Annotated in this window: 8 protein-coding genes and 3 pseudogenes; 8 read left to right on the top strand and 3 right to left on the bottom strand. The window is 38.8% G+C overall.

Annotation, left to right across the window (positions count from 1 at the left end):
- Positions 1 to 3 precede the first annotated feature (3 nt).
- Positions 4 to 1,464 carry a glycoside hydrolase family 1 protein gene (locus LFLEISCH_RS00480; protein WP_007471868.1) on the bottom strand — a complete coding sequence of 487 codons (1,461 nt, stop codon included), beginning with the start codon at positions 1,462 to 1,464 and terminating at the stop codon, positions 4 to 6.
- A gap of 147 nt (positions 1,465 to 1,611) precedes the next feature.
- Here LFLEISCH_RS00480 and LFLEISCH_RS00475 point away from each other — a divergent pair, with 147 nt between their 5' ends.
- The 3 genes and pseudogenes from LFLEISCH_RS00475 (at position 1,612) to LFLEISCH_RS00465 (ending at position 3,591) form a co-directional block, all read left to right on the top strand.
- On the top strand, positions 1,612 to 2,142 hold the full coding sequence (locus LFLEISCH_RS00475; protein ID WP_007471866.1) for a TetR/AcrR family transcriptional regulator: 531 nt from the start codon (positions 1,612 to 1,614) through the stop codon (positions 2,140 to 2,142).
- Between the two features lie 61 nt (positions 2,143 to 2,203).
- Positions 2,204 to 2,617 (top strand): MarR family winged helix-turn-helix transcriptional regulator, encoded by a 414-nt coding sequence (locus LFLEISCH_RS00470; RefSeq protein WP_007471864.1) that lies wholly within the window; start codon positions 2,204 to 2,206, stop codon positions 2,615 to 2,617.
- Positions 2,618 to 2,629: 12 nt separating this feature from the next.
- Positions 2,630 to 3,591: pseudogene (locus LFLEISCH_RS00465) on the top strand (ring-cleaving dioxygenase).
- Positions 3,592 to 3,618: 27 nt separating this feature from the next.
- On the opposite strand, the gene LFLEISCH_RS00460 reads toward LFLEISCH_RS00465, so the two are convergent.
- Positions 3,619 to 4,473: a MurR/RpiR family transcriptional regulator gene (locus LFLEISCH_RS00460; protein WP_007471863.1), complete on the bottom strand. Its 855-nt coding sequence runs from the start codon at positions 4,471 to 4,473 to the stop codon at positions 3,619 to 3,621.
- A gap of 160 nt (positions 4,474 to 4,633) precedes the next feature.
- Between LFLEISCH_RS00460 and LFLEISCH_RS00455 the strand changes: the two genes are divergently transcribed.
- Both LFLEISCH_RS00455 and LFLEISCH_RS00450 read left to right on the top strand, forming a co-directional pair.
- The gene (locus tag LFLEISCH_RS00455; protein ID WP_007471862.1) at positions 4,634 to 5,650 is read left to right on the top strand and encodes a Gfo/Idh/MocA family oxidoreductase; all 1,017 of its coding nucleotides are present in this window, start codon (positions 4,634 to 4,636) and stop codon (positions 5,648 to 5,650) included.
- A 1-nt stretch (position 5,651) separates the two neighbouring features.
- Positions 5,652 to 6,641 (top strand): Gfo/Idh/MocA family protein, encoded by a 990-nt coding sequence (locus LFLEISCH_RS00450; protein ID WP_007471860.1) that lies wholly within the window; start codon positions 5,652 to 5,654, stop codon positions 6,639 to 6,641.
- A gap of 68 nt (positions 6,642 to 6,709) precedes the next feature.
- Here the strand turns inward: LFLEISCH_RS00450 and LFLEISCH_RS00445 are convergent, their stop codons facing one another.
- The gene (locus tag LFLEISCH_RS00445; RefSeq protein WP_007471859.1) at positions 6,710 to 7,846 is read right to left on the bottom strand and encodes an ROK family transcriptional regulator; all 1,137 of its coding nucleotides are present in this window, start codon (positions 7,844 to 7,846) and stop codon (positions 6,710 to 6,712) included.
- A gap of 145 nt (positions 7,847 to 7,991) precedes the next feature.
- Between LFLEISCH_RS00445 and yicI the strand changes: the two are divergent.
- The 3 genes and pseudogenes from yicI (at position 7,992) to xylA (ending at position 12,984) form a co-directional block, all read left to right on the top strand.
- A pseudogene (gene yicI, locus LFLEISCH_RS00440) lies at positions 7,992 to 10,251 on the top strand (alpha-xylosidase).
- Between the two features lie 25 nt (positions 10,252 to 10,276).
- Entirely contained in the window at positions 10,277 to 11,665 is a 1,389-nt protein-coding gene (locus tag LFLEISCH_RS00435; protein ID WP_007471857.1) for a glycoside-pentoside-hexuronide (GPH):cation symporter, read from the top strand.
- Between the two features lie 11 nt (positions 11,666 to 11,676).
- Positions 11,677 to 12,984 (top strand): annotated as a pseudogene (gene xylA / locus LFLEISCH_RS00430) (xylose isomerase).

Raw genomic sequence — 12,984 nt, 5'->3', positions numbered from 1 at the left:
TGCTTATGCTAAATCTTCGCCATTTGAAGCGATGACTTTTTTATACCAATTGAAAGAGTCTTTTTTCGAGCGTTTTAAAGTGCCGTTTCCTTCGTCATCTTGATCAACATAAATGAAACCATAACGTTTTGACATTTCACTCGTAGAAGCGCTAATTAAATCAATTGGCCCCCAACTTGTATAGCCCATAAGGTCAACGCCGTCTTTGATTGCTTCTTTCATTTGTTCAATATGTTTGCGCAAATAGTCGATGCGGTAATCATCATGAATGCTACCATCATCTTCTACTGTATCATAAGCCCCTAAACCGTTTTCTACGATGAAAAGTGGCAAGTTATAGCGGGTATAAAGGTCGTTTAATGTAAAGCGCAAACCTTTAGGATCGATTTGCCAGCCCCAATCAGATGTCTCAAGATATTCATTTTTCACACCGCCCATAAAATTACCAGCTGTGCGGTCGCCTTCAGGTTTTACGGTTGCCGAAAGCGACATGTAGTAACTAAATGAGATGAAATCGACAGTATGTTCTTTTAGGATTTCGTCGTCGCCAGTCTCCTTTTTAATCACAATATTATTTTCTGCAAAAAAACGATTCATGAAAGTAGGATACGTTCCGCGCGCATGCACATCTGTGAAGAAAAGGTTCATTTGATTTTCGTGTTGTGCCTTTAGTACATCGTCTGGGTTATTTGTTGCTGGGTAAGTCGCCATGCGTGCCAGCATACACCCGACTTGTGAATTAGGGATAATTTCATGGCAAAGTTTGGTCGCAAGCGCACTTGCTAAGAATTGATGGTGTGCGGCTTGATACGACAGCTGAAGAGGGTTTTCGGCGTTTTCTACTAAAACACCTCCGCCTGTGTACGGGCTAAGAGAAATCACGTTAATTTCGTTAAAAGTTAGCCAGTATTTAACTTTATTTTGATAGCGTTTAAAAACGGTTTCAGCATAATGGGTAAAGAAGCCAATTACACGGCGATCCGCCCAACCGTTATATTTTAGTGTCAGATTTAAGGGGGTTTCATAATGTGACAAAGTGACAAGTGGCTCAATACCATATTTTAAGAGTTCATCAAAAACAGAATCATAAAAAGCTAATCCTTTTTCATTCGGTGTAGTGTCATCACCATTTGGGAAAATACGTGCCCAGTTTAGGGATAAACGAAAAGTTTTAAAACCCATTTCGGCAAAAAGAGCAATGTCCTCTTTGTAATGATGATAAAAATCTATCCCATCACGTTTTGGAAAGCGAGCGTCAACTTCACCAGCTAAAATAGCGTCAATTTCCTTTTTTGTAACATCAAGTGAAAAATCATTGCCACGTTCCGATTTTGGTACAAATTTCACCATATCCGCGGTAGATAAGCCTTTTCCATCTAAATCGTATGCACCTTCAACTTGGTTAGCAGCGGTTGCGCCTCCCCATAAAAAGTTCTTCGGAAAACCTGATTTTAATTCTGTCATGTTCGTCGCTCCTTCAATCATTAATTTTTACATTTTTATCATACTTTCTGTAATGCATTACATGTCAAGCCTTAAATTTAGCGCTTACAATTGCTAAAAAGGGAAATCTTGGGTAAAATTTAGGAAAGACGTGAACGGAGGAACAAGATGAGTAGTAGAAATTTAATTATCAAGTCGGCAATTGACGTGATTTCAGAAGAAGGAATTCAAAATTACAGTTTAGCCAAAGTTGCCAAAAAAGCAGGAATGACCAAAGCTGCCATCTTTTATTACTTTAAAAATAAAGAAGAGCTCACAAAATCATTAATTACCTATACCATCGATGCGTATAATGAAATTCTTATGAAGGAGTATGAGAAGCGAAAAAATCACTCCAAAATCCCTTTTACAGAAGCCTATATTGCAGGAAATCTTCGCCAATTAGAAGATGCAGATTTAATTGGACTTCACGCAGCCCTTTTAGCATCTGTCATTACCCAAGATGTCGATAATGAAGAGTGGAATGCGGTTTATGATGAGGACTTTAGCCGCCTTGCTCCTGAAATTGGTCCCGAAAAATCCCATTTTGTTCGCTATACCATTGATGGGATTTGGCATTCGCATATTTTAGGAATTAAGCAGGCCGATACGCAAAAAGTAGTAGAGGAGCTACTTGACTTTGTGAGTGAGGGGAAGTAAGTTAAAAAACTTGCTTTTTATTTAGTTTAGTACTAAACTAAATAAAAGGAGGCGGTTTGAGATGGTAAAAAAAGATGACCGACTAGGCGTTGTCCTCTGGTTTCGCTTAAGTCGTTTTTATAATCGCAATATGAAGCTCACCAATCAAAATTTTAAAGAAGCCGGAATCTCAACAGCCATGTTCGATTTGCTAGCCCAAATCGGTCCAGAAGGTAAGTTTACACAACAAGAACTGGGCAAAAAATTGGTTGTGACAAAAGGGAATATCACACAGTTACTCGTAAAACTCGAAACACAACAATATGTGCGCCGCGAAAAAGTAGGCCGTGAAAAATTTATTATGTTAACGGAAAAAGGGATTGCTTGCTACAATGAACTTGTTCCAAAGCAAGAAGCGTTTCAACGAGAGCAATTTAGTAAATTAACGCGCGAAGAACAAAAACAGCTGCTTGATTTACTTAAAAAATTAAATTAGGGGGCAGAAATAATGGAATTACTAGGATTACATCATATTTCTATTTTTACTGAAAATGCTAGAAGAAATTTTGATTTTTATACAAAAGTATTGGGTTTGCGTCTTGTGAAAAAAACTGTGAATCAAGATGATCCTTATACGTATCATTTATATTACGGCGATGAAATCGGTAGCCCTGGTTCAGCCGTTACATTTTTTGAAGTGCCTAATATGGTGAAAAACCGTCCTGGGCGCAACCAAATTTCAGCGCTAAGTTTGCGCGTGCCAAATGATGCGGCACTAGATTATTGGGATAAACGTTTAGATGAATTTGAAGTTTTTCATAGTTTAGGCGAAAAACAATTTGGCCGTAAAATAATTCGTTTTAAGGATGTGGATGGTCTAACGATTCATTTAGTATCGGATGAGGAAAATGAGAGGAAAGAAGCAGCACATCCATTTAAGGATGGTCCAGTTCCGATTGAATATGCCATTATAGGCTTAGGGCCTGTACGCATTTCTGTTTTTAAAAAAAGAAAAAAACGGATGCGGTGTTAACGAAATTATTAGGCTTTAAACGTGCAGGAGCTTACGAAGAAAATGAAAAATTGCTTACCGTTTATCACACTGGTGAAAGAGGTATGGATACTGAAATTCATCTTGAATCGCGTCCGGATTTAGAGTCGCAAAATTTAGGTGCCGGAGGAATTCATCATGTAGCCTTTCGCGTGAAAGATGATGCTGAAATGCTTGAGTGGGTAGAACGGATTTCTGACGCAGGGTACACTAATTCAGGATTTATTGACCGTTATTATTTCCATTCATTATACTTCCGGGAATCAAACGGCATTTTGTTTGAACTTGCAACAGACGGCCCGGGATTTCAAACGGATTTTGAAGTGGAACGCGGAACTTACGTGGAGTTGCCACCAAAATTTGAAAGCAGACGCGCTGAAATTGAAGCGCATTTGACACCGCTTGATACGGATAAATAATAAAAAGACCTCCAAATGGGGGTCTTTTTAAATATCATTTTCTTGGAAGAAAGCTTGGTTTTTAGCTAGATACGCTCTATTTTCCGTGTAGTCCATTTGATAAAGTGTGGCAAAAAATACATTCAGAACATAATCAAAGGCAATTTGAGAGGCAAACGTTGAAATTTTAAGAGTTGTCTTATCTTCAGTTTTCGGAATAGAAATGGAAATATCGGCCAGTTGGCTAAGTTCGCTCGTCGAATGAGAGGTAAGAAGAATCATCGGGATTTTTCGCTCTTTTAAAAATTTGGCAGCCGTTACATCAAGTTTTGATTTTGCATCGTAGCTAATAAAAAGCGTGCAATCGCGTGTGGTCATATTGGCCGTGTGAACTGCCCACTCTGCTCTTTTTGTTGCAAGAATGGTGTAGCGGTTAATTTTCCATAATTTATTTTGAAAGCTCTCTGCCCGGATTTGTGAATCACCAACAGCAAACAAAAAAATTCGGTCAGCCGAATGAAGCCTACTCGTGGCCTCCTGAAGCGCATCCTCCGTTAAAAGTTGAAAGCTCTCCCTAGCAGTTTGCTGCGTAAGTTCCATCATTTCCCGGCTAATATCCATAAGGGAGTCGTTTGCTTTAAAAGGCGTGTTAGGATCAACGTCAGAAAGGGGATACTCCCGGTTTTGAATATCTTTAACAAGCGCAATTTTAAATTCTCGAAACCCCGAAAGTCCCAGTTTTCGAGTAAAACGGATGATGGTAGCATGCGATGAATAGGTCTGTTTCGCAAGCTCTTGAATGGTTAAATGCTCCATTATATCTGTATTTTTAATAATAAATGTCGCAATTTCCTTTTCAGTGGACGTAAAATTGACCATATTTTTCATTTTCGTTAAAAGCATAAAAAAGCCCCTTTCATGAACTTTTTGTACAAAAAGTAAGTTTACTGGATAAGGTTTGGAACAATTTTTTCTAAATGAAGCGATAGAAATACAATTGGTAGCCTTTTTCGCCAAATACTTATAAGATAAAAGTATCAAAGGAGAACGAGGAGGACAAATGATGCTAACTATCGGTTATATCGGAAATGGGAAGAGTACCAATCGATACCATTTACCATTTGTATTAGAAAGGGATAATATTCGTGTAAAAACGATTTACCGAAGAAACCCAGATCATGATGCATGGAAAAAATTCGATCATATTCATTATACAACGAATTTAGAAGAATTACTGGCAGATTCAGAAATTCAAATGATTGTTGTTGCTACAACGCAACAGTCTCATTTTAGTTTTGCTAAGCAAGTTTTAGAAGCAGGAAAACATGCTTTAGTTGAAAAACCATTTATGATGACGTATAAAGAGGCCGAGGAAATTTTTAATTTGGCTAAAGAAAAAGGATTAATCGTCCAGTGCTACCAAAACCGCCGTTTCGATTCCGACTTTTTAACCGTACAACGTGTAATTGAAAGTGGTAAACTAGGCGACCTCTTAGAAGTTGAAATGCATTATGATTATTTTAGGCCGGAAGTTCCTGAAGCGGCGCACAAATTTGAGTTTTATAATAGCTATTTATACGGCCATGGCTGCCATACTATTGACCAAGTTTTATCTTATTTCGGAAAGCCGGATAAAATCCATTATGATGTGCGGCAGTTACTAGGCGAAAATCGGATGAACGACTATTTTGACCTTGATTTTTACTACAATATTCTAAAAGTCTCTGTAAAGTCGAGTTATTTCCGCTTAAAAGCACGTCCAAGCTTTGTAGTTTACGGCAAAAAAGGCTCTTTTGTGAAAGAAACAAAAGATAGACAAGAAGAACATTTAAAATTGTTTTATATGCCTGAAAACGCAGATTTTGGGATTGATTTACAAGAGCACTACGGGACGCTCACTTATGTGGATGAAAACGGGGTGTATCATGAGGAAAAAATTATTTCTGAAGTGGGCGATTATGGACGCGTGTACGACGGCCTGCATGATGCGATTATAAACGGACGGGAAAAGCAAGTAAGCGATGTTGAAACTTTACTGCAAATGCAAATTTTAGAAAAAGGTGTAGAGGAGTGTTGGTAAAATGAAATTAGGTATTGTAGGTTCGGGAATGATTGTACATGATTTGTTACCTGTTTTTGTGGAGCTACCTGAAATTACACTTGCAGCCATTTATGGTCGCGAAAAAAGTTTAGCGAAACTGGAAGATTTACAACAGCAATATAACATTCAAAAAGTGCATACGGATTTTTCGGCCTTTTTAAATGACGATACGATTGATACGGTTTATGTGGCGCTTCCGAATCATTTGCACTTTGAATATACAAAGCGCGCGCTCGAGCATGGCAAACACGTCATTTGTGAAAAGCCCTTTACATCGAACGCCAAGGAGCTACAAATTCTTGTTGATTTAGCCAAAGAGAAAGATTTGTTTTTGTTAGAGGCGATTACGAATCAATATATTAAAAACTTTTTGGAAATTAAAAAACGAGTAGGTCGTCTTGGGAAAATTAAAATCGTGGAGGCGAACTATTCGCAGTATTCCTCGCGTTATGATGCTTTTAAAGCAGGGAATATTTTACCAGCTTTTAACCGTGAAATGTCTGGTGGGGCGTTGATGGATTTAAATATCTATAATATTCATTTTGTGGTCGGCCTATTTGGAGCGCCGAAAGATGTATTTTATTATGCCAATATCGAAAAAGGCATTGATACGTCGGGCATTTTAGCCATGGATTACGGTGATTTTAAAGCGGTTTGCATTGGTTCTAAAGATAGCAAAGCGCCTATTTCTGCAAATGTCCAAGGTGACGCGGGAACGATTCATGTAAATGGAACGGTTAGTGTATGTGATTCTTTTGAATTTTTACCAAACAACGGGGAAGATGAGCATGTGGATGTAAAAGATAGCGAGCATCGGATGTATGATGAATTTGCGGCTTTTTCGCGAATAATCACAGAACAGGATAAAGAAGAGATGCTTCGTCGCCTTGATCATAGTTTAGTGGTCATGGATGTTGTGACGAAAGCGAAAGCGACTGCTGGCCTTGTTTTTTTAGCGGATGAAAAATAGGGTTGTTGGTTTCAAGTAGAAAATAAATTAAAAAGGCAAGGAAACTTTTTATTGTTTCCTTGCCTTTTTTAGGAGGCTAAAAAACGCTGGATAATCAGATACCCTGCCCCGTATAAAATGGCTTCTTCGCCTAGATGAGATTTCTTTATGGCGATGTTTTTGGATGTAAAGGAAGTTAGCCTTGTTTCGATTTGTTTTGTGAAATCTGGGATGAGACGTGAAATTTCACTATTAATAAAAATGATTTCCGGATTATAGAGTGCAGTTAAATTTTGGATACCAATAGCTAAATAGCGAATCATATCCTCAATTACAGCGACTGCCTCCGCTTCTTTTTCCATAAAAGCGCGACATAAATTGGTCACAAGCGCATTTTTATTTCCGGTGCGCGCTTGATAGGTATCTAAAATATGTTTTTCAGAAGCATAGCATTCCAGACAACCAAAAGCACCACACGGACAAGGTTTGCCGTTTTCAGTCACAATTTGCATATGGCCAATTTCACCAGCATAACCGTTCACGCCAGTATAAAGTTCGTTATTTAAAATAACGCCGCTACCAATACCTGAATGAATACTGATACTCACGAGGTTTGCATAGCTTTCTTCTTTTGTATGGTCGGAAACTGCTAAAAGGTTAGCTTCATTCTCTACATAAACCGGGCAGGCAAATTGTTCACGCAGTACGCTTGAAAAATCCAAACCTGCTAAATCATAGGCCGGCGTAAATTGAATTTGATTGTCCAAAACAATGCCGTGAATGGCAATTAAAATACCAACAATGCCAAAAGGTGATTTTGGTAGACTTGAAAGGAATATATCAAGTTTATTTGAGATTTCTTGGATAATCGTTTCCCTTTTGATTACGATGAAGGGGAATAGTTCGCGCTTATAGGCGGTGCCGTCTAGGCGTTGAATCATGATATCCATGTAATTATAGCCAATATCCACGCTTACGGAAAAACCGGCTTTTGCATTTAGTTCAAGCATAATGGGCTTTCGTCCGCCCTGGTTTGTACTTTCGCCGATACCGACTTCATTTATTAATTTTTGTGCCATTAATTTTTTAACAATATCAGAAATGGTCGCTTTATTTAACCCGATGGTATCTGATAATAGCGCACGTGAGAGTGGTCCTTTTTGCGCGATGGTATTTAAAACGATTCGTTCGTTTGATTCTCGAATTCCTGCACGATTAGTAAACATCCGTTTCCCCCGCTTTCTCTTTTTATTTTAGCAAAAAGACTTGACAAAAGAAACTGTATTCCTTTATATTATGGTTAGTTAGTTTATTATGCTAACAAACTCAAAACGAAACTTTTGCAAACGTTTAAGAATGGGAGGAAAAGTCATGAAATTTACAGATGGTATTTGGCTCGTCAAGGAAGGTTACACAATTCATACGCCAAAAGAAATTTTTGATTACAAAATGAAAGCGGATTCAATGGAGGTTTTTGCACCATTTAAAAAAATTGTTACAAGAGGCGATACGTTAAATTTGGGAATGATGACGACAAGCATTGAAGCGCCTCAAAAAGATATTTTAAAAGTCACCTTAACGCATCATGATGGCGAAGAAAAGAAAGGCCCGGAATTTCCAGTTACAAAAAATAAGATGGCGCTAGAAACGACGGATGAAGAAGAGAAAATCATTATTCAGTCAGGTCACTTAAAAGCTGAGCTACATAAGACAGATTATAAGATTTCATTTTTTGGAGAGGATACTTTACTCACCTCGTCTGATGTAGGCGGAGAAGGCTATATTGAGTCAGCTGAAGGGGCATTTATGCGGGAACGTCTGAACCTTTCTGTTGGGGAAAATATTTATGGTTTAGGTGAACGATTTACCAATTTTGTCAAAAACGGGCAGACTGTTGATATTTGGAATAAGGACGGGGGGACAAGTAGCGATCAGTCCTACAAAAATGTTCCTTTTTTCATCAGCAATAAAGGTTATGGTGTTTTTGTTAATCATCCGGAGCACGTATCTTTTGAAATCGGGACAGAACATGTGTCGAAAAATCAATTTAGTGTGGCGGGGGAAACTTTAGAGTATTACATCATTTATGGTCCGACAATGGCTAGTATTATACAAAAATATACGGATATTATGGGAAAACCTGCCTTACCTCCAGCTTGGTCGTTTGGTTTATGGCTTAGCACATCATTTTGTACGGATTATGACGAGAAAACGGTTAATCGCTTCATTGATGGGATGGCGGAGCGTGATATTCCGCTTGAAGTTTTCCACTTTGATTGTTTTTGGATGAAAGATTTTGAATGGTGTAATTTTGAATGGGATAAACGTGTTTTCCCAAATCCGGAAGCGATGTTAAAACGTTTGAAGGAAAAAGGTTTGAAAATTTGTGTTTGGATAAACCCGTACATTGCCCAAAAATCGCCATTATTTTTAGAAGGAAAAGAAAACGGTTACTTTATCAAGCGGCAAGACGGTTCTGTATGGCAATGGGATTTGTGGCAAGGCGGCCAAGCCATTGTTGATTTTACCAATCCAGATGCCAAAGCTTGGTATTTATCGAAACTTGAGGCATTAATGGATATGGGTGTTGATGCATTTAAAACAGATTTCGGTGAACGAATCCCGACAGATGTGACCTATTTTGATGGCTCTGATCCGGAGAAAATGCATAATTATTATGCGTATCAGTATAATGAGGCTGTATATGAACTTTTAGAACGTAAAAAGCCTGGTGAAGCGGTAGTGTTTGCAAGATCGGCTACGGCAGGAAGTCAAAAATTTCCAGTTCACTGGGGAGGCGATTGTTTATCAACCTATGAGTCCATGGCAGAATCACTTCGAGGCGGCTTATCCTTTATGTTATCCGGTTTTAGTTTTTGGAGTCATGATATTGGCGGATTTGAAGAAGGTGCCACACCGGACATTTATAAAAGATGGACAGTTTGGGCTTTTATCCTCCCATAGTCGCTACCATGGCAATGTAGAATACCGTGTTCCGTGGGTGTTTGATGATGAGGCGACGGAAGTAACGCGTAAATTTACTAAACTAAAATTACGCTTGATGCCGTATTTGTATGCGCATGCTGTGTGTGCGAGTCAAACGGGTATTCCCATGATGCGTCCGATGGTAATGAGTTTCCCAGAAGATGTAACGGCTGGAACGCTTGACAGGCAATATATGCTCGGCGATTCTCTTCTTGTGGCACCGATTTTTAATTCTGTGGGTAGAGGTGAATTTTACTTGCCGAAAGGAAAATGGACGAACATTTTAACCGAAAAAACCTATGAAGGAGAAAAATGGTATAGCGAAATCCACGATTATATGTCATTTCCGCTTCTAGCTAAAGAGAATAGTATTATTGTGATGGGAAGAGAAGATGCGCATGCTGAATACGATTATGCGGCAAATCCTGAAATCCATGTATACGGTTTTCTTGGTGCAGATATTTCTGTTTCAAAGGATATTTATTCTAAAACAGGGGAAAAAGTGGCTTGCGTCAAAGTAAGTAAAGAAGGTGAGAAAGTTTCTTTAGAAGTAGAAAATATAGACAATTATTCGGTTCTGTGGCATAAGCAAATTTCAGCTGAAACCGAGCGTTTTGAGGGAGCAAAAAAACTTCGTCTACAATAAAAATTAAAAAAGTGAGGGTAACGAAATGGAAGCAACAGAACGTATAAAAGAAGCAGCACCGCTAAAAGCGATGGTTCCATGGAAAGAAAGAATTAGTTATGGCTTAAGTGATACAGCATGTAATTTAGCATTTCAAGTTATCGGAACATATTTAATGTTTTTTTATACCGATGTTTACGGCATTAGTGCAGCGGCAGTTGGGACACTATTTTTAGTCGCACGTGTAATTGATGCGTTTGATGGGCCAATTATTGGGATTTTTATTGACCGAACTCATACCAAATGGGGGAAGAGTAGACCGTTTTTCTTATGGTTTTCCATTCCGTTTGGCTTAATGTGTGTTTTAACTTTTACAACGCCTGACTTGTCAGACGGCGGCAAAATCGTTTGGGCTTATGTGACGTATATTTTGGTTGGTATTTTTTATTCATGTGTCAATTTACCAATCACCTCTATCTTGCCTAGCTTAACAAATAATCCAAAAGAACGGACTGTACTAGGCACCATTCGGCAATTTGGCGGGACACTAGGACAAATTATCGTGACCGTTTTCACCTTGCCAATTGTGGCCCTTTTAGGTTCAGGAGATCAGCAAAAAGGATTTTTCCTAACCATTTTACTTTTTTCAATAGTAGCTGTTGTTTTACTTCTAAATACTTTCGTAAACACCAAAGAGCGCGTCACAAACGTTCAAAAAGTGGTGCGCGTGAAGGATAGCGTAAAAGCAATGAAACGCAACTGGCCATGGATGATTATGATTTTAATGAACTTTATTTACTGGATGGCTATGACGATGAAAAATCAAACGACGGTTTATTTCTTTAAATACAATCTTGGCCGAGAAGATTTAGTTCCGATTATTATGGCGCTGGCGTTTGGATCGCTTCTCACACTGCTCTTTACACCAGCTGTAGCGAATCGCTTTGGTAAGAGAAATACGATGGTTATGGGCCTAGCGCTTGCGATTATTGGCCAAATTATTATGGGTATTGGGGCACACAATTTGAGTATCGCCATTATTATTTTAGGCGTTGTCGTCAATGCATTTGGAACCGGCTTTATTTCCGGATTATTGTCTGTTATGTTAGCCGACACGGTGGATTATGGAGAATGGAAAAATGGCGTACGCGCTCAAGGGCTATTAACTTCTGCTTCTAGCTTTGGGGCAAAATTTGGTATGGGTATCGGCGGCGCCTTGACGGCTTTAATTTTGGCTACGGGCGGTTATCAGGCGAACCAGACGCAAACGACCGAATCACTTCGTGCGATTGAATTTAATTTCGTCTGGATTCCAATTATCGGTTTTGCGATTGCTGCAATTGCCCTATTTTTCTATCGTGCAGATAAACAAGAAAAACAATATTTAGTAGAGTTAGAAGAACGAAATCGTGCGTTTCGAGAAAACGAAAAATAAAGGAGAGTATTATGACGTATTTTAAACAAATTGAAAAAATAAATTATGAAGGTGTAACGTCAGAAAATCCGTTTGCTTTTAGACATTATAATCCGGAAGAAGTGGTTTTTGGGGAAATCGATGAAGGAGCATTTGCGCTTTGCGGTTGCTTATTGGCATACCATGACTCAAGACGGATCTGACCCGTTTGGTGCTGCGACGAATGTGCGTCATGTTTTTGGTGAAAATGAAATGGAGCTTGCGCGAAATCGTGTGGAGATGTTTTTTGAAATTTTAGAGAAGCTTGGCGTGGAATATTTTTGTTTTCATGATGTGGATATTGCACCGGAAGGAAATTCTTTACAAGAATTTATGCACAATTTGGATGAAATAACGGATTTAATTCAAGATAAGATGAAACAGACGGGGATTAAATTGCTATGGAACACAGCAAACCTTTTCACACATCCACGCTTTTTAAATGGTGCTGCTTCGACAAATCATGCAGATGTATACGCATTTTCAGCTGCTCAAATTAAAAAAGGGCTCGATATTAGTAAAAAATTAGGTGGGCAGAATTACGTTTTTGGGGCGGTAGAGAAGGTTACGAATCCCTTCTTAATACAGACATGGAATTTGAACAAGCGAATATGGCACGGATGTATAAAATGGCGATTCGCTATGCAAAAGAAATCGGACATGATGTGCAGTTTCTAATTGAGCCGAAGCCAAAAGAACCCACGAAGCATCAATACGATTTTGATGCCGCTACTACGATGGCGTTTTTACAAAAATATGGTCTTGAAAATGATTTTAAACTGAATTTAGAAGCAAACCACGCCACGCTTGCCGGGCACACTTTTGAACACGAATTAAATGTGGCTAGAACTTACGGGGCACTAGGCTCTATTGATGCCAATCAAGGGGACCTTCTTCTAGGCTGGGATACGGATGAATTTCCAACAAACATTTACGACACAACCCTTACGATGTATGAAATACTTCAAAACGGCGGCATCGCACCAGGCGGGATTAATTTTGATGCCAAAGTTAGACGAACATCTTTTGAGATGGAAGACTTGCTACTGGCGCATATCGCAGGCATGGACACATACGCAAGAGGTTTAAAGGCAGCAGCCAAACTAACAGAAGATCGCTTTTTTGATAAAATAAAAGAAGAACGATATCGCAGTTTTAAGGAAGGCGTTGGCGCACGTATTTTAGATGACAAGGAAGATTTTAAAACGCTGACTGAATATGCGTTAGCACATGATTCTATCCAAAACGAGTCTAGCCACATCGAATATGTGAAGTCCCGCTTGAACGATTATTTAGTATAA

Origin of the sequence: Listeria fleischmannii subsp. fleischmannii LU2006-1 (assembly GCF_000344175.1) — a bacterium.
Taxonomy (GTDB): Bacteria; Bacillota; Bacilli; order Lactobacillales; family Listeriaceae; genus Listeria; species Listeria fleischmannii.
This window is presented reverse-complemented; position numbering and strand designations above follow the sequence as displayed.